The 20,668-nt window shown below is 67.8% G+C and carries 21 protein-coding genes; 13 read left to right on the top strand and 8 right to left on the bottom strand.

The annotated features are described in order from the left end of the window. Positions 1-89: 89 nt before the first annotated feature. The 4 genes from FJ311_12015 to FJ311_12000 are packed head-to-tail and all read left to right on the top strand — an operon-like array spanning position 90 to position 3,988. Positions 90-827: a DUF374 domain-containing protein gene (locus FJ311_12015; GenBank protein MBM3952165.1), complete on the top strand. Its 738-nt coding sequence runs from the start codon at positions 90-92 to the stop codon at positions 825-827. Then, a complete protein-coding gene (locus tag FJ311_12010) occupies positions 824-2,107 on the top strand; it encodes a 3-deoxy-D-manno-octulosonic acid transferase (GenBank protein ID MBM3952164.1) in 1,284 nt (427 codons plus the stop codon). Before FJ311_12015 ends, FJ311_12010 begins: the two co-directional genes overlap by 4 nt. Further along, positions 2,094-3,086: a tetraacyldisaccharide 4'-kinase gene (locus FJ311_12005; GenBank protein MBM3952163.1), complete on the top strand. Its 993-nt coding sequence runs from the start codon at positions 2,094-2,096 to the stop codon at positions 3,084-3,086. The genes FJ311_12010 and FJ311_12005 overlap by 14 nt, the downstream gene beginning before the upstream one ends. Continuing rightward, positions 3,083-3,988 (top strand): lauroyl acyltransferase, encoded by a 906-nt coding sequence (locus FJ311_12000; protein MBM3952162.1) that lies wholly within the window; start codon positions 3,083-3,085, stop codon positions 3,986-3,988. Before FJ311_12005 ends, FJ311_12000 begins: the two co-directional genes overlap by 4 nt. Here the strand turns inward: FJ311_12000 and FJ311_11995 are convergent. Further along, positions 3,985-4,800 carry a M23 family metallopeptidase gene (locus FJ311_11995; GenBank protein MBM3952161.1) on the bottom strand — a complete coding sequence of 272 codons (816 nt, stop codon included), beginning with the start codon at positions 4,798-4,800 and terminating at the stop codon, positions 3,985-3,987. The genes FJ311_12000 and FJ311_11995 overlap by 4 nt on opposite strands. A gap of 23 nt (positions 4,801-4,823) precedes the next feature. Next, a complete protein-coding gene (gene xseA, locus FJ311_11990; protein ID MBM3952160.1) occupies positions 4,824-6,293 on the bottom strand; it encodes an exodeoxyribonuclease VII large subunit in 1,470 nt (489 codons plus the stop codon). A 91-nt stretch (positions 6,294-6,384) separates the two neighbouring features. On the opposite strand from xseA, the gene purD reads away from it, so the two are divergent. From purD to FJ311_11960, 6 genes are read left to right on the top strand one after another with little or no spacing between them, the layout of a single operon-like run. Next, entirely contained in the window at positions 6,385-7,662 is a 1,278-nt protein-coding gene (gene purD / locus FJ311_11985; GenBank protein ID MBM3952159.1) for a phosphoribosylamine--glycine ligase, read from the top strand. 15 nt (positions 7,663-7,677) lie between these two features. Continuing rightward, positions 7,678-7,998, top strand: coding sequence for a DUF1244 domain-containing protein (locus FJ311_11980; GenBank protein MBM3952158.1), 321 nt, complete (start codon positions 7,678-7,680; stop codon positions 7,996-7,998). A 4-nt stretch (positions 7,999-8,002) separates the two neighbouring features. Further along, a complete protein-coding gene (locus FJ311_11975) occupies positions 8,003-9,016 on the top strand; it encodes a hypothetical protein (protein ID MBM3952157.1) in 1,014 nt (337 codons plus the stop codon). Positions 9,017-9,059: 43 nt separating this feature from the next. Further along, a complete protein-coding gene (locus FJ311_11970) occupies positions 9,060-9,341 on the top strand; it encodes a type II toxin-antitoxin system RelE/ParE family toxin (protein ID MBM3952156.1) in 282 nt (93 codons plus the stop codon). A gap of 10 nt (positions 9,342-9,351) precedes the next feature. Continuing rightward, complete coding sequence (locus tag FJ311_11965) at positions 9,352-9,705, top strand: HigA family addiction module antidote protein (protein ID MBM3952155.1); 354 nt, start codon at positions 9,352-9,354, stop codon at positions 9,703-9,705. Positions 9,706-9,756: 51 nt separating this feature from the next. Next, a complete protein-coding gene (locus tag FJ311_11960) occupies positions 9,757-11,223 on the top strand; it encodes a hypothetical protein (GenBank protein ID MBM3952154.1) in 1,467 nt (488 codons plus the stop codon). A 61-nt stretch (positions 11,224-11,284) separates the two neighbouring features. Here FJ311_11960 and FJ311_11955 read toward each other — a convergent pair whose 3' ends face one another. Further along, positions 11,285-11,719 (bottom strand): nucleoside deaminase, encoded by a 435-nt coding sequence (locus FJ311_11955; GenBank protein ID MBM3952153.1) that lies wholly within the window; start codon positions 11,717-11,719, stop codon positions 11,285-11,287. A gap of 93 nt (positions 11,720-11,812) precedes the next feature. Here FJ311_11955 and FJ311_11950 point away from each other — a divergent pair, with 93 nt between their 5' ends. Genes FJ311_11950 through rsmD form a run of 3 tightly spaced genes read left to right on the top strand, consistent with a single transcriptional unit; the run spans position 11,813 to position 13,864 of the window. Next, complete coding sequence (locus tag FJ311_11950) at positions 11,813-12,526, top strand: gamma-glutamyl-gamma-aminobutyrate hydrolase family protein (protein ID MBM3952152.1); 714 nt, start codon at positions 11,813-11,815, stop codon at positions 12,524-12,526. 4 nt (positions 12,527-12,530) lie between these two features. Then, positions 12,531-13,292, top strand: coding sequence for an rRNA pseudouridine synthase (locus tag FJ311_11945; GenBank protein MBM3952151.1), 762 nt, complete (start codon positions 12,531-12,533; stop codon positions 13,290-13,292). Then, positions 13,268-13,864 (top strand): 16S rRNA (guanine(966)-N(2))-methyltransferase RsmD, encoded by a 597-nt coding sequence (gene rsmD, locus FJ311_11940; GenBank protein ID MBM3952150.1) that lies wholly within the window; start codon positions 13,268-13,270, stop codon positions 13,862-13,864. Before FJ311_11945 ends, rsmD begins: the two co-directional genes overlap by 25 nt. Before the next feature lie 152 nt (positions 13,865-14,016). Here rsmD and mutL read toward each other — a convergent pair whose 3' ends face one another. From mutL to FJ311_11915, 5 genes are all read right to left on the bottom strand, one after another. Then, on the bottom strand, positions 14,017-15,804 hold the full coding sequence (gene mutL / locus FJ311_11935) for a DNA mismatch repair endonuclease MutL (GenBank protein MBM3952149.1): 1,788 nt from the start codon (positions 15,802-15,804) through the stop codon (positions 14,017-14,019). After that, positions 15,801-17,441: a glucose-6-phosphate isomerase gene (locus FJ311_11930; GenBank protein ID MBM3952148.1), complete on the bottom strand. Its 1,641-nt coding sequence runs from the start codon at positions 17,439-17,441 to the stop codon at positions 15,801-15,803. Before FJ311_11930 ends, mutL begins: the two co-directional genes overlap by 4 nt. 32 nt (positions 17,442-17,473) lie before the next feature. Further along, complete coding sequence (locus FJ311_11925) at positions 17,474-18,805, bottom strand: insulinase family protein (GenBank protein MBM3952147.1); 1,332 nt, start codon at positions 18,803-18,805, stop codon at positions 17,474-17,476. A 3-nt stretch (positions 18,806-18,808) separates the two neighbouring features. After that, on the bottom strand, positions 18,809-20,167 hold the full coding sequence (locus tag FJ311_11920) for an insulinase family protein (GenBank protein ID MBM3952146.1): 1,359 nt from the start codon (positions 20,165-20,167) through the stop codon (positions 18,809-18,811). A gap of 386 nt (positions 20,168-20,553) precedes the next feature. Beyond that, positions 20,554-20,668 (bottom strand): IS5/IS1182 family transposase (locus FJ311_11915; protein ID MBM3952145.1); only part of this gene is annotated, 115 nt, incomplete at its 5' end.

Below are 20,668 nucleotides of genomic sequence, written 5' to 3'. Positions count from 1 at the left end.
CGCATCCACGCCATCCAGTTCGCCGGCGCCGAGGTGGCTGCACCCGCCCCGCGCGTCGCCGGGGCGTGACGGGAGGGAGCGTGCGCGCGGTGGGGTTGTTCAAATCCTTCTTCCGCCGCGACGGCGTGCGCCGGGCGCTTTGTTGGCTCGGCGCGGGCTATATCCGTTTCGTTCATGCGACCGGCCGCTGGCCGGTCACGCGCGGCGAGATTCCCCGCAAGTTGTGGGACCAGGGCCGGCCGTTCATCCTCTGCTTCTGGCACGGGCGGATCCTGATGATGCCCTTCGCCTGGGACCCGTCGCGGACCATCCACATGCTGATCTCGCGCCATGCCGACGGCCAGTTGATCGCCCACACGGTCGCCCATTTCGGCATCAAGACCGCCGCCGGTTCGTCGAGCCGGGGCGGCGCCTCGGCGTTGCGCCTGATGGTGCGGGCGCTGCAGGCGGGCGACTATGTCGGCATTACCCCCGACGGCCCGCGCGGACCGCGCATGCGCGCGAGCGACGGCGCGATCCATCTTGCCCGCCTCTCCGGCGCGCCGCTGGTGCCGGCGGCGTTCGGCGCGCGCGCGCGCAAGGTGCTCGGCAGCTGGGACCGGTTCGTGGTGGCGGCGCCGTTCGCCGGCGGCGCGTTCGTGTGGGGCGAGCCGATCGAGGTCGCCCGCGACCTCGACGAAAACGGGATCGAACGGGCGCGCCGGGCGCTCGAAGATTCCCTCAACGCGGTCACGGCGGAAGCCGATCGCCTGTGCGGGCAGGAGCCGGTCGCGCCCGCGCCCCTGCCGTCCGCGCCGGAGCCATCGTCAGCGGGGGCGACGTCGTGATGCTGGCGCTCTATCGCATGGCGACCGCGCTGCTCGGTCCGTTCGCGCGCTGGCATCTGTCCCGGCGGCTGGCGCGCGGCAAGGAAGACCGGCAGCGTTTCGGCGAACGCCTGGGCCGCGCGGGCCGCGCGCGACCCGAGGGCAGGCTGGTCTGGATCCATGCCGCGAGCGTCGGCGAAAGCCTGTCCATTTTGCCATTGGTGGAGCGAATCCCGGCGGCGACGTCGCGGCCGACGCGGGTGCTCGTCACCACCGGCACCGTCACCTCGGCGCGGTTGATGGGCGAACGCCTCGGACCGGATGCCTTTCACCAATACGCGCCGGTCGATCTGCCGGACGCGGCGCGGGCGTTTCTCGACCATTGGCGGCCCGACGCGGCGTTGTGGGTGGAATCGGAATTCTGGCCCAATCTGCTGTCCGAGGTGTTCGCCCGCGACATTCCCTCGGCCCTCATCCAGGGGCGCGTTTCCGACCGCTCGTTCGCCGGCTGGCAATGGGCGCCCGGCATGATCCGCGCGCTGCTGCAAGGGTTCTCGCTCTCCCTCGGCCAGACGGCGGAAGACGCGCGCCGTCTCAACCAACTCGGCGCGCGCGCGGCGCGCTGCGTCGGCAACCTCAAGTTCGCGGCGCCGCCGCTGCCGGCCGACGCAAGCGAACTCGCGCGCCTGCGCGCCGCGATCGGCGACCGTCCGGTGTGGTTCGCCGCCAGCACCCACCCGGGCGAAGAAGCGATCGTCGCCAAGGTCCACCTCGCCCTGCGTGGTCGCCATCCCGGCCTGCTCACGGTGATCGCGCCGCGCCATCCCGAGCGGGGCGAGGGAGTGGCGCGCGAGCTCGGCGCGCTCGGCGTTCGCTGCGCGCGGCGCAGCGCCGGCGCATTGCCGGAGCCGGACGTCGACGTCTATCTGGCCGACACCCTGGGCGAGCTCGGGCTTTTCTACCGTCTCGCCCGTCTCGCGTTCGTCGGCAAGTCGCTCGCCGGGGAAGGCGGACAGAACCCGGTCGAGGCGGCCCGGCTCGGTTGCCCGATCCTGTTCGGCCCGCGCACGAGCAATTTCGCCGAAATCGCCGAGCGCCTGCGGACCGCCGGCGCGGCGGTCGGCGTCGCCGACGCGGCGGAGCTGGAAAGCGTCCTCGATCGGTTGCTCGGCGATCGGGACACGCTCGCGCGCATGACGCGGGCGGGCGAAGCGGTGGCCGATGCGGAAGCGGGCGCGCTCGACGCGGTCATGGCCGCGTTGCGGCCGCTGCTCGGGGATAAATCCGATGCGCGCGCCTGAATTCTGGACCCGGTCCGAGGAAACCTGGCCCGCGCGCGCGCTGGCGCCCTTCGCTTATATGTGGGCGGCGGTGGGGCGGATGCGCCGCGCCGTCGCGCGCCCCTACCGCGCGCCGGCGAAGGTGCTGTGCGTCGGCAACCTGGTGGCGGGTGGTGCGGGCAAGACCCCGCTGGCGCTCGATCTCGTCCGGCGGATTTTGCGGCGCGGACACGCGACCCACATCCTGACGCGCGGTTACGGCGGATCCCTCGCCGGGCCGGTCAAGGCGGACCGCATGATGCACGATGCGCGCGACGTCGGCGACGAGGCGCTGCTGCTGGCCCGGGTCGCGCCGACCTGGGTCGGGGGCGATCGCGTCGCGTCGGCCAAAATGGCGTGCGCCGACGGCGCGCGCGTTTTGGTGATGGACGACGGCTTCCAGAATCCGGCACTCGCCCGGGACGCCGCGATCCTGGCGGTGGACGGCGCGACCGGGTTCGGCAACGGCCGCGTCATGCCGGCGGGACCCTTGCGCGAGCCGCTCGCCGGCGGGCTCGCGCGCGCGGACGCGGTCGCGATTTTCGGCCGCGACGAAACCGGCGCCGCGGCCCGCGTTCGGGCCGCGCGTCCGGATATCGCCGTTCTCGGCGCGCGCGTCGCGCCCGCGCCGGAAAGCGCCCGGCTCGCGCGCCGGACGGCGTTGGCCTTCGCCGGCATCGGCCGGCCGGAAAAATTCTTCGCCACCGCGCGCGAAGCCGGCATCGACGTGCGCGAAACGCTCGCCTTTCCCGATCATCACGCGTTTTCCGACGCGGAGCTGGCCGATATGTTCCGCCGCGCCGCCGGGCTCGGCGCGATGGCGCTGACCACGGCCAAGGACGCCGCGCGCCTGCCGCCCTGGGCGCGGGCGCAAGTGGAGGTCTTGACAACCACCCTCCTCTGGGACGACGAAGCGGCGCTCGAATCCTTCCTCGACCGGTTCCTGTCGACCGCCCGATGATCCGCGCGCCCCGCCTCGCCAACGCCTTTCGCCGCTTCGTCGTGCATCCGATCGAGGCGGCGATCGCCGTCGCCCTCTATATGTCGTTCAAGTTGCTGCCGTTGGACATCGCGTCCGCCGTCGGCGGTTGGCTCGGCCGCGCCGTCGGCCCGCGCCTGTCGTTGACCGAACGCGCGCGGCGCAACCTGCGGCGCGCCTTTCCCGAAAAATCCGAAGTCGAGATCGCCGCCATCATCCGCGCCATGTGGGACAACCTGGGAAGGGTCGCGGCGGAATTTCCGCACCTGGGCGAAATCGACGTCTACGACCCGCAAGGCCCGGTCGCGGTGATCGGCGCGGAGTGGGTCGATTCGCTCCGCGACGACGGTCGTCCGGGCTTTTTCTTCTCGGCCCATTTCGGCAACTGGGAAATCGTCTCGCTCGGCGCGACCCAGCGCGGCCTGCCGCTCGACCGGATCTATCGCGCCGCCAACAACCGGCTGGTGGAATGGCTTTACCGCTTGGGCCGGGCCGCGGTCGAGGGCGCGCTGATCCCCAAGGGCCCGGGCAGCGTGCGCCCATTGCTGCAATCGCTGAAGTCGGGCAATCACCTCGGCATGATGGTCGACCAGAAGATGAACGACGGCGTGCCGGCGCCGTTCTTCGGTCGCGACGCCATGACCTCGAGCGCGCTGGTCGATCTCGCGCTCCGCTTCGATTGCCCGGTGGTGCCGGCCCGGGTCGAGCGCGCCAACGGCGCGCATTTTCGCCTGGTCATCGGCCCGCCGATGGAACTGGTGAAGACCGGCGATCGCCACGCCGACATCGCCGTCAACACCGCGCGCATGAACGCGATTATCGAAACCTGGGTGCGCGAACGTCCCGACCACTGGTTGTGGCTGCACAACCGTTGGTCGGATTAGTTTTTCGTCTCGGCCCGCGCCGGTTCGGGCGAGCCGTCGACCAGCAATCCGGGATCGAGCGCGACGTCGAACCAATAGACGCCCCAATGCAGGTGCGCGGCGCTGGCGCGCCCGGTCTTGCCGACCCGGCCGATGGGCGCGCCTTCGGCCACCCGCTCGCCGGGCCGCACCAGAATGTCGGAAAGGTGGATGTAGACCGTGGTCAGCCCGTGGCCGTGGTCGAGCACCAAAGTTTTTCCGGTCAGCACCATGTCTTGATGGACAAGCGCGACCCGGCCGGCGGCGGCCGCGTGCACCGGCGCGCCCTCGGGCGCGGCGATGTCGAGGCCGAGGTGCGGCGCGCGCGGTTCGCCGTTGAGCACGCGCTGGCTGCCGAACACGCCCGAGACCGGTCCCGCCGCCGGCCACGCGAACCGCGCGCCGAACAGCAGTTCGGGCGTTTCGATCGCGCGCACGGCGCGGATTTGCGCGCGGTCGTCCTCGATGCGGCGCAGCGTCTCGGCGTCCGGCGTCACCATCCGGGGCGGCAGGCCGTCGATGCGCTGGATATCGTAGCGGCGCTGGGCGATGGCGAGGGCGCGGTGGGTGACGCGGCCGTCGGCGCCGGTCACCGTCAGCCGCGCGCTTGGGGCGTGGTCGCGGCCGAAACCGATCAGGAACCGTCCGTCCGGCGCGACGCGGACCGCGCGTCCGTCGAGGCTGACGCGGGCGCCCGAATCGACGCGGCCGACGAGCAAGCCGCCCTGGGTCGCCGGTCCCTGCAGTTCGAGCGCCGCCGCGATGCCGGGCGCGACGCAGCCCAAAGCCAACATCAGAACGCCCGCGCGAAGCGGTCTCACAACAATTCGCCCTGGCGCCCGCCGTTCGACGCGGGCGCCTTCGGTTCCGGTGTGCCGCCGCCGGAAGTGGCGACCGCCTCGGCCCGGCCGTCGTGGAATTCGAGCGTCAATCGCTCATTCTTGCGGATCGCGGCCGCGGCGGCCACGGCGGGACCGCCGTCGCGGCGCACGACCGCGTAGCCGCGTTTGAGCACGCTGCGGTAGGACACGCTTTCGAGCAGCGCGCCCGCCTGCGCGAGCCGGGCGTCGGCGGCTTTGAACACGGCCTGGGTCGCGGATTTGAGGGCGCGCACCTCCGCCGTCAGCAGGCCTTCGGCGCGTGCCACGCGCTCGGCCGGGCTCGCGAGCCGCGCGGCCAATTCCCGGAAGCGGGCGGTTTGCCGCTCGAGCCCGACGCGGAGGCCGTGCGAAAGCCGTTCGGACCATTCGTCGAGGCGCTGGGCGCGTTCTTCCACCAAGGCGGGAAGACGCGACAGCGCGCGGGCGAGATCGGCGAGGCGCGTCGCCCGCTCCGCCGTCAGGCGCTCGACCGCCGCGACCAGGCGGTTGGCGTTTTCGCCGACGCGCTGGAGGAGTTCGGCGCGCACCGGCACCGCCATTTCCGCCGCCGCGGTCGGGGTCGGCGCGCGCAAGGACGCGGCGTAATCGATCAAGGTGGTGTCGGTTTCGTGGCCGACGGCGGAAATCAGCGGGATCGCGCTCGCGGCGGCCGCGCGCGCGACGATTTCCTCGTTGAACGCCCACAGGTCCTCGATGCTGCCGCCGCCGCGCGCGACGATGAGCACGTCCGGGCGCGGCGGCGAATCCCGCCGCGCGTCATATGGTGCGCCCCTATCGGGGCGCGGGATCGGCCCGTCCGCCGGCAGGCGGTTGAAGCCCTCGATCGCGGCGGCGATTTCCTCGGCCGCGCCTTCGCCCTGGACGCGCACCGGCCACAGCAGCACCCGGCGCGGGAAGCGTTCCTCCAGGCGGTGCAGGATGTCGCGGATCACCGCGCCGGTCGGCGAGGTGACGACGCCGATCACCTCGGGCAGATAGGGAATTTTTTTCTTGCGTTCGGCGGCGAACAGGCCCTCGGCGGCGAGTTTCTTCTTGCGTTCCTCGAGCAGCTTCAAGAGCGCGCCCTGGCCCGCGAGTTCGAGCCGCTCGACCACCAGTTGATACTGCGAGCGGCCGGGATAGGTGGTGACGCGGCCGGTGGCGATCACGTCCATGCCGTCCTCGGGCTCGATCCCGAGCCGGCCGGCGGCGCCCCGCCAGGCGACCGCGTTCAAGACCGCGTCTTCGTCCTTGAGCGCGAAATAGACGTGGCCGCTGGCCGCGCGCTTGAAGCCGGAAATTTCGCCGCGCACGCGGACCAGGGGAAAAGCCCCCTCGACCGCGGCCTTGATCGCGCCCGCGATCTCGCTGACCGAAAAAATCGGAAGGTTGTCGGGTCCGGCGGGAGTCGCTAAGTTGCGAACCATGCGGCCAGTATGAGGGACGGCGGATGCGCCCGTCAATTTTGGGGGCAATTTTGGGGGAAATTTCGGGGTCGATTTTCATGGGAAGCGGACGATGAAGGTTTTGGTGATCGGCGGCGGCGGGCGCGAACACGCGCTTTGCTGGGCGATCGCCAAGTCGCCCCGCTGTGCCAAGCTCTTTTGCGCGCCCGGCAACCCCGGCATCGGCAAGCTCGCCGAATGCGTCGAAATCGCGACCGAGGATCTCGACGGCCTGGTCGCGTTCGCGCGCGAGCGGGCCATCGACTTCGTCGTGGTCGGGCCGGAAGCGCCGTTGGTCGCGGGCCTCGCCGACCGCCTGACCGACGCCGGCATCGCCGTGTTCGGCCCCTCGGGGGCCGCCGCCGCGATCGAGGGGTCCAAAACCCTGATGAAGGACCTCTGCGCCAAATACGGCGTTCCCACCGCCGAATACGCCCGTTTCGACGAACCCGACGCGGCCAAGGAATACATCCGCGCCCGCGGCGCGCCGATCGTGGTCAAGGCCGACGGTCTCGCCGCCGGCAAGGGCGTCACCGTCTGCCAAAATGTCAACGAAGCCTACGCCGCCATCGACCACGTGATGACCGAGCAGGCGTTCGGCGCCTCCGGCGACGAGGTGGTGATCGAGCAGTACCTGGAAGGGGAGGAAGTGAGTTTCTTCGCCCTGGTCGACGGGACGCGCGCGATCCCGTTCGGCGCCTGCCAGGACCACAAGGCGCGCGACGACGGCGACAAGGGCCCCAACACCGGCGGCATGGGCGCCTATTCGCCGACGCCGCTGATCACGCCCGCGCTGGAACGCGAAATCATGGCGCGCTGCATCCTGCCGATGGCCAAGGGCCTCGTCGCCGAGGGCAAGCCGTTTCGCGGCGTGCTGTTCGCCGGGCTGATGATGACCGCCGACGGCCCCAAGGTGCTCGAATACAACGCCCGCTTCGGCGACCCCGAATGCCAGGTGCTGATGCCGCGCCTGCAATCCGACGCGCTCGAAGTGCTGCACGCCTGCGCCACCGGCCGGCTCGAACGGGTCGCGGTGGCGTGGCGCCCGGAAACCGCGCTCGCGGTGGTGATGGCGGCGAAGGGCTATCCCGGCGCTTACGAGAAGGGCACCGAAATCCACGGGCTGGACGAAGCCGAGGAAATCGAGGGCGTCCACGTGTTCCACGCCGGCACGTCGCGGGCGAACGGCCGGCTGCTCGCGGTCGGCGGGCGGGTGCTGGCCGTCACCGCGCTCGGGGCCACGGTCGCCGACGCGCAGCGCAACGCCTATCGGGCGGTCGACCGCATCCGCTGGCCGGGCGGTTTTTGCCGGCGGGACATCGGCTGGCGCGCGATCCGCCTCGCCGGCTAGAAGGAGGGGGCATCCATGGACGACAAGACCCGCACCGAATTGGAAGCCGCCGCCTTTCGCGGCCTGGTCAAGCACCTGCAAAAGCGCACCGACGTCCAGAACATCGATCTCATGAACCTGGCCGGGTTCTGCCGCAACTGCCTTTCCAAGTGGTATCTCGCCGCCGCCAACGACAAGGGCGTCGCCATGACCGACGCGGAGGCGCGCGAGCGCGTCTACGGCATGCCCTACAAGGATTGGCAGGCCAAGTACCAGAAGGAAGCGACCGCCGAACAGAAGCGCCGCTTCGAGGAAACGAAACCGCTGCACGCCGAGATCAGCGGCCACAACAAATAAACCCATGCCCGATTTCTGGCCGGACTCGGGGCTGGCGCTTCTCGCGCGCGATCGCGCCGGGCATCTCGCCGTCACCGACGATTACCTGCGCGCGTGGCTGGCGCGGCCCGAAGTCGCGCTTACCCCGGAATCGTGCGCGGCCGAGCGCGCGCTCCATGCGGCGGTCGCGGCGGCGCCGCGCGCGCCGATCGCGGAAGAAGACATCGCCCGCATGCGCGACGCGGACGCGCGCGACAACTGGCGGGTGATCGCGGATTTCTTCCGCCGCCTGGTCGCCGCCGGCACGGTCGAGGGCGGCTACCTCGGCCTTTTCCACGAGGAACGCGTGGCCCTGCCGCCGCTTTTTCTCGATCGCCTCGCGGAAACCATCGTGCACGCGATCGTCGAAAAAAGCGACGATCCCTTCCGCGTGCGCGCCGCCGAGCTGTTCTTCCGCCCCCAGACCGCGACCGTCCAGGACGGCTCGGTCCTGCTCGGCGATTCCGAAACCGTCGAGACCCTCGGCGCGACGCGGGGCATGGGCGAGCTTGGCCGCCTGATCGTGCAAAGCGGGACCAAGCCGAGGAATGTCGAGATGGACGTGCTGACGGCGGAAAAGGCCGCGCTCTATTGGGAACGGAGCGGACGGCGCGACCTGGTGCTCGATCTCACCTTCGCCCGCCCCGGCCTCGATGCGTTCGCGCGCGTGATGGAAGCCTGGATCGCGCACCTGATCGGGGCCGAGGTCCGCATCCAGCCGGTGCAGCAGATCCGCGACGAACGCTGGGTCTGGCACATCGGCCTCGACGTGGAGGCGAGCGCGATCCTGAACGACCTCTATCGCGGCACCGAGGTGGAGGAAGAGCGCTTGAAGCGCCTGCTCGCGCTTTTCCGCCTCGATTTCGCCAATCCCGCGATCGTGCGCGAAGGCGTGGCGGGGCGCCCCGTCTATCTCGGCCTCGCCATGACCGAAGCGCGCAAGGTGCGCTTCAAGCCGCAGAACCTGCTGGTCAACCTGCCGCTCGCGCGGCAGGCGTGAGCCGCGTTGACTAACGTACCGTTATCCGGTACGTTAGTCCCTCGTGATCAGGAGCTTCGCTGACAAGCGCACGGCCGCGATTTTCGCCGGCTACGCGGTCAGGGACCTGCCGCACCAGATTCAGCGGCGGGCGCGGGCCAAGCTCCGGGCAGTCGACGCGGCGCGAAAACTGGACGATCTTCGCGTTCCGCCGGGGAACCGGCTCGAAGCCCTGAAAGGCGACCGGACGGGCCGCCACAGCATCCGCGTGAACGACCAATGGCGGATTTGTTTTGTCTGGCGCGGCGACGGGGCCTGGGACGTGGAGATCGTGGACTACCACTAGGGACGAGGTCATGGGCATCAAACGGGAAGATTTGGACGCGGGTCGGGTCGATTTCGCCGGCGTGACGACCGGCCGGCGGCTGCCGCCGGTCCACCCCGGCGAAATCCTGCGCGAGGATTTCCTGGGGCCGATGGGGATCAGCGTCTACGTGCTGGCCAAGGCGATCAAGGTGCCGCGCTCGCGCGTCAACGACATCGTGCTCGGCCGCCGCGCGATCACCACCGATACCGCGCTCCGGCTCGCGCGCTATTTCGGCACCACGCCGGAATTCTGGATCAATCTCCAGGCGCGCCACGATCTCGACGTGGCGAAAGGCGCAATGGGGCGGCGGATCGAGCGGGAGATCAGGCCCCGGGCGGCGTGAGAGCCCCCCGTCTGCCTTGGGCCCACTATAGTCCTATTGTAAGAGGGTTATATGCCAAATTTCAATGACGAGGAAATTCAGAAACTTTTCGGAAGGGAAGATGCGGAGAATGAAAATCCCTCGCGACTTAAAGAATATTTCTTTCGCAACAAGGCCTATGAAAATCTTATAACAAATCTTCCTATACGGATCTTAGTTGGGCATAAAGGTTCTGGCAAAAGCGCCCTTCTTAAAATTGCTTACTCGGAAGATCAGGAAAAAAATATTCTATCATTATGGCTTCGCCCGGATGATGTAAGGGCGGTAGAGGCAGGGCTTGGTTCTGGCGACTTAAATTCTCGTATTAACTCATGGAAGAGCGGACTAACTCAGCTAATTGCACGCGAGATCGCAAATTTATATGGGAGTCAGACGCTCGAAAATATTGTACCAAAAAGCGTACAAGGAAAACTTCTGGATGTTGTCGCAATTGCGAAGGAAGTCTTCTCTAAAGAAATCACCAAGGGTGTTTCGACCGTCAAGTCATTAGTGATGGAAAATTTTAGGAAAACCAATCTTGTTAGAGTTTATTTAGATGATCTTGATAGGGGATGGGAGGCAAAGCAGAAAGACATTAACAATGTTTCCGCGCTGTTGAATGCGATACGTGATTTGTGTGGCTCAAAGAATACCCTTCAGTTCAGATTAGGCTTAAGGTCTGATGTATACTACTTGGTGCGCACGTCGGATGAATCAACAGATAAAATTGAAGGGAACATTATTTTTCTTACGTGGGATAACCATGAAATACTCGTTGTTGCCGCGAAGCGGGTCGAGTCTTACTTTGGCAGGGAGATTGATGACAGAAAATTGCTACTTAGCAAACAAATAAAGGTTAGCCATTTCCTGAATTCTGTCATAGAGCCTGTTTTTTTGGGAGCCGGGAAGTGGGAACGCGCACCGATACACCGTGTACTTCTTTCCCTCGTTCGAAAGAGACCCCGCGATCTTGTTAAGCTAATGAGTGGTGCTGCCAGAGAAGCGTATAGGAATGGCCATTCAATTATAACAACAAATAGTCTCCGCGCGACATTTGAGGCATATTCGAATGAAAGGCTCCAAGATTTGGTAAATGAATTTAGAACTGAATTGCCAACAATTTCAGATCTTCTAAGAGGTATGAGACCGGTTAAAAAAGAGCGGCGCACGGTTGATCAATTTTGTTATTCCAACGATCAACTTGCGGTAAAACTAAAAAATCTCATGGGGCAGAAAAAATTTATTTTTGCGAATAGAACCACCGGTGATGTCCACTCGCTTGGACAATTTTTGTATAAAATTGATTTCATAATGGCACGAAAGGTTCTTGAGAATGGGATGATTGTTCGAAAATACTTTGATCAGAATAGATATCTACAGGACCAATTCGTTGATTACGGATTTGATTGGGAGATTCATCCGGCCTACAGATGGGCCCTGCAGCCTGCGACGTATGATGAAATTTTTAAGGTTACTAACCTTGATCCTGATGAAGATTAAATAGTCAGCTTTTACGAATTGTATGTGGTGGAGGTTGTCTGGCTTAGGAATAAGTTTTTGCTCACCGCCGGTCCTTGAAGAACGCCTTGAGGATTTCCCCCGACTCGCGCTCTTTGAGTCCGCCCACCACCTCGGGGCGGTGGTGGCAGGTGGCTTGCGCGAAAAAGCGCGCGCCGTGCTCGACGCCGCCGCCCTTGGGGTCGTAGGCGCCGAAATAGAGTCTCCGCACGCGCGCGAACGCAATCGCCGCCGCGCACATGGCGCAGGGCTCCAGCGTGACGTAGAGATCGGCGTTCTCCAGGCGGACCGCGCCGGTTTCCGCGCATGCCGCCCGGATCGCCAGCATCTCCGCGTGCGCGGTCGGATCGCGGGTTTCCTCCATCCGGTTGCGCGCCTCGGCGAGGACCCGGCCGGTTATGCCGTCCACGATCACCGCGCCGACCGGCACCTCGCCCGCCGCCGCCGCTTCGCGGGCGAGCGCCAAGGCGCGGTTCATGGGCGATTCGCCGTTCGACGGGAGGCTCATGGCCGCGGACCTTGGGCGGCGTCGCCCTTTCCGTCAAGGCCCGCGCGCCGTACATTCCGGCCCATGACCCCGCCCCTGGTCGGCATCACTCTCGATTCGGAAGAGCCCGGCGGCTATTCCAAGTTCCCGTGGTACGCGCTCCGCGAAAACTATTGCGCGGCGGTGGCCGGCGCGGGCGGCCTGCCGGTGCCGCTGCCGCACGAGGTCGAAAGGGTCGAATCCTATCTCGACGCGGTCGGCGGTGTCATCGTCACCGGCGGCGCGTTCGACGTCGATCCGGCGATCTTCGGCTCGGATTCCCGCCACGCCACCGTCAAGACCAAGGACCGCCGCACCGCGTTCGAACTGGCCCTGGTCAAGGGCGCGCTCAAGCGCGACATGCCGGTGCTCGGCATCTGCGGCGGCCAGCAGTTGCTGCACGTCGTTCTCGGCGGGCGGCTGATCCAGCATATCCCGGACGCGGTCAAGGACGCGCTCGCCCACGAACAGCCCAACCCGCGCGACGAGCCCGGCCACGACGTCGCGGTCGTGCCCGGCACGCTGCTGCACCGCATCGTCGGCGCCGCGTCGCTGCCGGTGAACAGCGCGCATCACCAGGCGGCGCTGGATGAGCCGCAAGGCGTCGTCGTCAACGCCCGTTCGCCGGACGGCGTGATCGAGGGGATCGAGGCGCCGCGTTACCGCTTCTGCCTCGGCGTGCAATGGCATCCGGAATTCCTGATTTCAGAGGGCGACCGGAAGATTTTTCGCGCCTTCGTCGCCGCGTGCGGCGTGTAGCGCCATGAACGCAATCGAGAAGGGCGCCCGGAGCGAAGCGACCAAAGGCGAACGCATCGCCAAGGTCATGGCCCGCGCCGGGCTTTGTTCGCGCCGCGAAGCCGAACGCTGGATCGCCGCCGGGCGCGTCGCCGTCAACGGCCGCGTGCTGACCACGCCGGCGGTCACGGTGACGGACGAGGACGCGATTGTCGTCGACGGTCAGGCGTTGCCGACCAAGGAACCGGCCCGGCTCTGGCGCTACCACAAGCCGCGCGGCCTGATGACCACCCATCGCGACCCGCAGGGGCGCCCGACCGTGTTCGAAAAATTGCCCAAGGGCTTGCCCCGGGTGGTGTCGGTCGGCCGGCTCGATTTCAATTCCGAAGGGCTGCTGCTGCTGACCAACGACGGCGGGCTCGCGCGCAAGCTCGAACTGCCGGCGACCGGCTGGACGCGGCGCTACCGGGTGCGCGCGTTCGGCGACGTGGACGAGAAGGCGCTGGCCAGGCTCAAGGACGGCATCACCGTGTCCGGGGTCCATTACGGCCCGATCCGCGCGGCGATCGATTCGAAAAAAGGCGCGAACATGTGGCTGACGGTGGCGTTGACCGAAGGCAAGAACCGCGAGGTGCGCCGGGTGCTGGAACACCTGGGGCTTTCCGTCAACCGCCTGATCCGCGTCGCCTACGGCCCGTTCCAGCTCGGGCATTTGGCCGAAGGCGAGGCCGACGAAGTGCCGGGCAAGGTGTTGCGCGAACAATTGGGCGGGGAGAGTTCTCGTTGAGAATCGTCGCCGGGCGCCATCGCGGCCGGACGTTGAAGAGTCTTCCGGGCCCCGGCCTGCGCCCGACCTCGGACCGGACCCGCGAATCCGTGTTCAACATTCTCGCCCACGGCGTTCCCGGCTTCGCCTTCGACGGCATTTCGGTCGCGGATCTTTTTTGCGGCACCGGCGCCCTCGGGCTGGAGGCGCTCTCGCGCGGGGCCGCGCGCGCGACCTTCGTCGACGCGGACGCCGCCGCCCTCAAGTGCGCCAAGGAAAACGCCGCCCGCCTCGGCGAATGGCGCAATGTGCTCGCGCTCCGGCTCGACGCGGCGCAAATCCCGCCTCCGCCCCTCGCGGCGGAGGCGCCGTGCGCGCTCGCTTTTCTCGATCCGCCCTACGGTTCGGGTTTACTGGTCCCGGCGTTGCAGGGCTTGGCCGCGTGCGGCTGGCTGAGTGAGAACGCCATCGTGGTCGCCGAAATGGGCGCGAAGGAGCCGTTCGAGCCGCCGCGCGGATTTGCCCTGCTGCAAGCGCGCACCTACGGCGCCGCCAAGGTCGCGTTCTTGCGCTTCACGGGCAATAAAGCGTAATCCAAGCCCCCTCCCCCTACCCCCCTCCCGCGAGGGGAGGGGGAACTCATAATAATTTCCCTCCCCCTTGACGGGGGAGGGTTAGGGTGGGGGTGTGATTGTCTGGAGGAGTGTAACTATCTAAGCGCAATTTTGTTCAGTCGAGACACACCTTAACGCCTTCCGAACAGGCGCTCGATATCGGCGCGCTTCAATTCGATGTAGGTGGGGCGGCCGTGGGCGCATTGGCCGGAAAGGGGTGTCTGTTCCATTTCGCGCAAAAGCGCGTTCATCTCGGCGGCATTAAGGCGCCGTCCCGCGCGCACGCTGCCGTGGCAGGCGATCGTCGCCGCCACTTCGTCGAGGCGCGTTTTCAAGGCGTGCGTTGCGTCGAATTCGGCCAATTCCTCGGCCAGGTCGCGGACCAGGCCCTTCACGTCCGCGTCCCCGAGCAGCGCCGGAATTTCGCGCACCACCACCGCCGCGTCGCCGAACGCCTCGACCACCAGGCCGAGTTCGGCGAGTTCCGCGGCGCGGGCCGCGATCCGCGCTTGGGCGGCGGGCGAAAGTTCCACCACCTCGGGGATCAAGAGGCCCTGGCGGGCGACGCCGCCGTTGGCCAATCCCCGTTTGAGTTTTTCCTGGGTGAGCCGCTCGTGCGCCGCGTGCTGGTCGACGATGACGAAGCCGTCGGCGGTCTCGGCGACGATGTAGGTTTCGTGCATCTGCGCGCGCGCGACCCCGAGCGGGTAGCGGGCCGGGTCCGGAATGTCGGCGGCGGTTTCGTTGGAAGACGCGGCCGGTCTTGCGGCGAGGGGCGCGTGAAAATCGAGCGCGGCTTCGGCGAGCCCGCGCGGAATCGCGCCGCCGGGGGTTGGATAGGCGAAGTTCCCCGCCGGGGTCCCTTGCGGCTTGAGCGCGGCGAGCGCCGCGTCGGCGACCGTGGTGGCGGAACGGTGCCCGGCCTGGCTGAGCGCATGACGTATCGCGCCGACGATCAGGCCGCGCACCGCCCCGGGGTCGCGGAAGCGGACCTCGGTCTTGGCCGGATGCACGTTCACGTCCACCGCTTCCGGCGGAACGTCGAGGAACAGCGCCACCGCCGGGTGCCGATCCCCGGCCATGAGGTCGCGGTAGGCCCCGCGCAAGGCCCCGAGCAGCAGCCGGTCGCGCACCGGGCGGTTGTTGACGAACAGGAATTGCAGTTGCGCGGTCGGCCGGTTGAAGGTGGGAAGGCCGGCGAAGCCGGAAAGACGGATGCCGTCCCGCGCCGCCTCGATCGGCACCGCGTTGTCGGCGAACTCGCGCCCGAGCACGGCGGCGACGCGGGCGCGCCGGGCGGTTGCCTCGTCCCCGCTCGCGGCGGCGAGGCGGAGGATGTCCTTGGCGCCGTCGCTCAAGGTGAAAGCAACGCGCGGGTGGGCAAGCGCCAGGCGCTCGACCGTTTCCACCGCGTGCGCGAGTTCGGTGCGCGCCGTTTTCAGGAATTTCAAACGCGCGGGCGTGGCGAAGAACAGGTCCTTGACCTCGACCCGGGTGCCGTCGCCGAGGGCGGCGGGGCGGACCGGTCCCTTGCGCCCGCCTTCGACCGCGATCGCCCAGGCGTCCTTGGCGCCGCGGGCGCGGCTGGCGATGGTCAGCCTGGCGACCGCGCCGATGGAGGGCAGCGCCTCGCCGCGGAAGCCGAGGGTCATGATGCGGGTCAGGTCCTCGTCGGGCAGCTTGGAGGTGGCGTGGCGTTCGACCGCGAGGGCAAGTTCGTCCGCCGTCATGCCATGGCCGTCGTCGCTGACGTCGATTTCCGCCTGGCCGCCGTCGCGCACGACGATCTCGATCCGCCGCGCGCCGGCGTCGAGCGCGTTTTCGACCAGCTCCTTGACCGCCGACGCCGGCCGTTCGACCACCTCGCCGGCGGCGATGCGGTTGACGAGGGTCTCGGGAAGGATGCGGAGGACGCTCATGATCTGGACCATGCTCTGATCTTGTGGGCGAGCCCGGCGGTGGAGGAATCGTGCGCGCCGGTCTTGCCGTCCTTGAGCAGGCGGGCGGTGCCGCCGGCGAGTTTCTTGCCCAGTTCGACTCCCCATTGGTCGAAGGAATTCACGTTCCACAACACGCCTAAAACAAAAGTCTTATGCTCGTAGAGGGCGAGCAGCAGGCCGAGGTGGTAGGGGTCGAGGCGGCGGAGCAGGATCGTCGTGCTCGGCCGGTTGCCGGGAAAAACACGATGCGGCAACAAGCGGCGGATGTCGGCGGCGGACAGTCCTTCCGCCCGCATGGCGGCGCGGGCCTCGGTCGCATTGCGCCCGCGCATCAGGGCCTCGCCTTGCGCCAGCAGGTGGGCAAGCAGGATCGCGCGCTGCGTCTTCGGTCCCGGGCCCGGTTCCCCGCGGTCTTGCGCGCGCCGAGCGCCCGATACGGCGACGACGAATTCCGCCGGCACCGGGTCAGGCCCCTGGTGGAGCATCTGGAAAAACGTGTGCTGGGCATCCGTCCCGGGCGCGCCGACCACCACCGGCGCGGTCGCGCGCCCGACGGCAAGCCCTTCGCGCGTCACCGACTTGCCGTTGCTCTCCATTTCCAGCTGCTGGAGGTATTCGGGCAAGAGCGCGAGGCGGCTGTCGTAGGGAACGACGGCGCGCGCCCGGTGGCCGAGGACGTTTCCGTTCCAGACGTCGAGCAGCGCGAGCAGAACCGGAAGATTACGGCCGAGCGGCGCGGCGCGGAAATGCCGGTCGAGGGCGTGGGCGCCCGCGAGCATTTGCGCGAACCGGTCGGGCCCGAAGGCCAGGGCGCACGTGAGCCCGACCGCCGACCAGAGCGAAAAACGCCCGCCGACCCAATCCCAGAATTCGAATATCGCCGCGCGCGGGATGCCGAACGCCTCGGCCCGGTCGGGCGCGGCGGTGACGGCGGCGAAATGGCGGGCGACGGCGGCTTGTCCCAGCCATCCCGCGATCCAATCGCGCGCCGCGCGCGCGTTGGCGAGCGTTTCTTCCGTGGTGAAGGTCTTGGAAACGACGACGAACAGGGTCTTCGCCGGGTCGAGCCCGCGGACCGCGCGGGCGAAATCGGCGCCGTCGACGTTGGAGAGAAAACGAGCCTCGATCCCGTTCGTCTCCGGCGCCAGCGCCTGGCAGGCGAGCTTGGGCCCGAGCAGCGAGCCGCCGATGCCGATGTGAACGACGTGCGTAAAGCGCCCCTTGCGCCGGGCCTGGTCGGCGAAGGCGCGCACGCGGGCGAGGGTCGCGCGCGCCGCGGCCGCTTCCCTGGCGCGCGACGCGGGATCGCGGAGCGCGGTATGGAGCGCGGCGCGTCCCTCGGTCGCGTTGACCAAATCGCCCGCGAACAGGCGCTTGCGCCAACCGGCGACGTCGGCGGCGCGCGCCAATCGCAGCAGCGCGGCGATGGCCTTCCCGTCGATCCGGTTCTTGGAATAGTCGAGAAAAAGGCCGTCGTAGGTAAGGGAGAAGCGGGTAAAACGCTTGGAATCGGCCGCGAACAGGGCGCGCAAGGACATTTTTGCGACGCGCGCGCGCTGGCGTTCGAGCGTTCGCCAGGCGGCCTCGCGCCGGCGGGATGCGGTTTTGGAAGGCATAAGCGCAGGATAACGGCGCCGGCGCGCCCCTGCTAGTCGGCTGGAGCGAGCCCTTCCGGTTCGCCCGCCACCACCATCAGGAGACGGGCGGGATCGAGCAGCCGGCGGCCGACTCGGGCGACCGATTCGGCATCGACCGCCTCGATCAGGCTTTTGTAACGGTCGATGTAGTCGGGTCCCAAATTTTCGAGCTGCATGCCGAGCAGCATTCCGGCGATCCCGCCGAGGGTGGTGAGCCGCAGCGGAAACGAGCCGGTGAGAAAGGTCTTGGCGTTGGCGATTTCGTCGGCGGTCGCGCCGCCCCCGGCCATGCGCCGCCATTCGGCGCGGACCACGTCGACGGTTTCCTTGACTCGCGCGTTGGCGGTGGCCGCGCTGCCCAGGATCAAGGCCGAGTGGCGCAACGGGAAGAGCGACGTGCCGGCGGAATAGGCGAGACCGCGTTTGTCGCGCACCTCCTCGTAGAGCCGCGAGGTGAATCCGCTCCCGCCGAGAATGTAGTTGAGCACGGTGGCTGCGTAGTAATCGGGATCGTCGCGCTTGAGGCCGGGCGCGGCGAAGAGGATCGCGCTTTGCGGCACCTTGAGCCGGGCGACGAGGGTGCGCGCGTCGATCTTCGGCTGGACCTCGGGCACCGCCGCGGGCGCCGATTTTTCCGGCAATCCCCCGAACATGCGATCGAGCATTTGGCTGAGTTCGGCGGCCGAAATATCGCCGGCGACGCCGATGACGAGGGAATCGCGGGCGAGTCGTTCCCGGACGAACGCGCGCAGGTCCTCGGCCGTGATGCTGGGCACGCTGTCGAGGGTGCCGCGCGTGCGCCGGCCGTAAGGATGATCGGGGAATATTTCCGAAAACAGGCGGATTTGGGCGACCGTATCCGGGCTTTCGGCGTCGCGGCGGAGGCGAGCGAGGATTTGGCTGCGGACGCGGGCGAGCGCGCCTTCGTCGAAGCGCGGCCGGGTCAGCGCCAGCGCGAGCAGCTCGGCGGCCTTGTCGCGATGCTCGTTCAAGGTCTGCAGCGAGCCGCTGAACTCGTCGAACGACGAATCGAACGACAGGGAGATCGAGCGGTCCTCAAGCGCGGCGCGGAACGCCTTGGCGTCCATGTCGCCCGCGCCCTCGTCGAGCAGCGCGGCCGCCATGCGGGCGAGCCCTTCGCGCCCGGCGGGGTCGAGGGCGGCGCCGCCGCGAAAAGCGAAGCGGATCGCGACGATGGGGTTGAGCTTGTCCTGCACCAGCCAAGCGGAAACGCCGCCCGGGCTTTTTATTTGTTGGACATTGACCGCCTCGACCGGCGGCGCGGCGAAAAACACCGTTGCCGCCAGCAGAAAAGCGCCGAGCCTGGAGAACGCCTGCGCCATCGCCTATTCCTTCGCCGCCGGCAGCAGGCGGCCGGTGACGTGGCCCGAGCCGGCGAGGACGAACCTGGCCGCGGCGTTGACCTGATCGCGGGTGACGGCGTCGATGCGCTCGGGCCAGGATTCCACGTCCTCGACCGTCAGGCCGAGGGCGAGCGCGGCGCCGAGCGTCTGCGCGCCGGTATCGAGCGAATCGCGGGCCAGCAGCGCGGCCGCCTTCATGCGCGTCTTGGCGCGCGCGACTTCGTCCGGATCGACGCCGTTGGCGAGAATTTTGGCGATTTCGGCCTCGACCGCCTGCTCGACTTTTTCCGGCGCGACCTCGCGCCGGGGCGAGGCGTAAAAGCCGAACCGGCTCGGCCCGCGCGTCGATGAATCGTAAAAGGCGCCGGCGCCGTCGGCGATGCCGGCATCCAGCACCAGCGCTTGGTAGAGCCGCGAGGTTCCGCCGCCGCCGAGGATTTCAGCGAGCACTTCGAGGGCGTAGGCGTGTTCCTTGGCGCCCCACAGGAGCGACGGCGCAAGCCAGCTCCTCGACCACGACGGCTGCGGTACGCGCGGGTCGCGCAGGATCACCTCGCGCGCGGCGGTCTGCGGCGGCTCGTCGGGGCGGGCGCGAACGACGGGCGCGGCGGCGGGAATCGGGCCGTAGTATTTTTCGGCGAGCGGCTTCAGTTCGGCGGCGGTGATGTCGCCCGCCACCACCAGCACCGCGTTATTGGGCGCGTACCAGCGCCGGTAGAAGGCGAGAATGCGTTCGCGGTCGAGGGCGCGGATTTCGTGCTCCCAGCCGATGACCGGCCGCCGGTAGGGATAGTTGTAGAACTGCACCGCCGCCATTTGCTCGCGCAGCCGGCTCGACGGGTTGTTGTCGGTACGGGTGCGGCGCTCCTCCAGCACCACCAGGCGCTCGCGCTCGACCTCGTCGGGGGTGATGACGAGGCCGGTCATGCGCTCGGCCTCCAAGGCCATCACCATTTCGAGCCGGTCCTTGGCGATGGTCTGGTGATAGGCGGTGTAGTCGTAGGAGGTGAAGGCGTTCTCGCGCCCGCCGTTCTTCGCCACCAGGCGTGAAAATTCGCCGGCCGGGCGCTGCTTGGTGCCCTTAAACATCAGGTGTTCGAGGAAATGGGCAATGCCCGATTCGCCCGCGCCCTCGTCGGCGCCGCCGACCCGATACCAGATCATGTGCTTGACCACCGGCGCGCGCGGATTGGGCACAACCACAACCGTGAGCCCGTTGGCGAGCGTGAAGCTTTCCGCGCCGAACACCTTGGCGCGGGCGGCGCCGGGTTGCAGCGCGAGAGCCGTCGCGGCGAACAGCGAAATCGCGGTCAAGAAATGGAGAAAAAACGATCTCAACATCGGAATCACCGGTGGGCGGCGGTCGCTCGGATCAATAAGATAAGGCGTTCGCGCCAGAGGACAAGATACGCGGGCAACGCGCGCGGCGCGCGCCGTCGGGACCTAGAGCGTAGTTCCATAATATAGAATCGGCTGCGTTGCGCCGTGGCGCGGCGATCCGCCAGGCGCGCCGCGAAGAGCGATGCCGGAGCATCGGTCGAGCGGCGCAACGAAGCGGGCGCCCGCCACGGCGCAACCCCTTGCGGGCCGGGGGCTTTTGCGGCACGGGTTCGTCGCGGAGCTTGCCCGTAAGCACCGCTACGGGCTTCGCCCCGCTCCTGCCCGTGACGCAAAATCCCTCCGGCGCAGCGGTTCCATATTATGGAACTACGCTCTAGGGTCCGGACTCAATTGGCCCACCATACTACGGCGGCGGCCAAGAACACGCCGGAGAGGAAGACGTCGGCGCGTTTGTCGTAACGGGTGGCGATCCGCCGGAAGTCCTTGAGACGACAGAACATG

The organism is Rhodospirillales bacterium (genome assembly GCA_016872535.1).
GTDB lineage: Bacteria > Pseudomonadota > Alphaproteobacteria > Rhodospirillales > 2-12-FULL-67-15 > 2-12-FULL-67-15.
The sequence above is the reverse complement of the archived record's forward strand: the minus strand, read 5'-3'. Positions and strand labels throughout refer to the sequence as shown.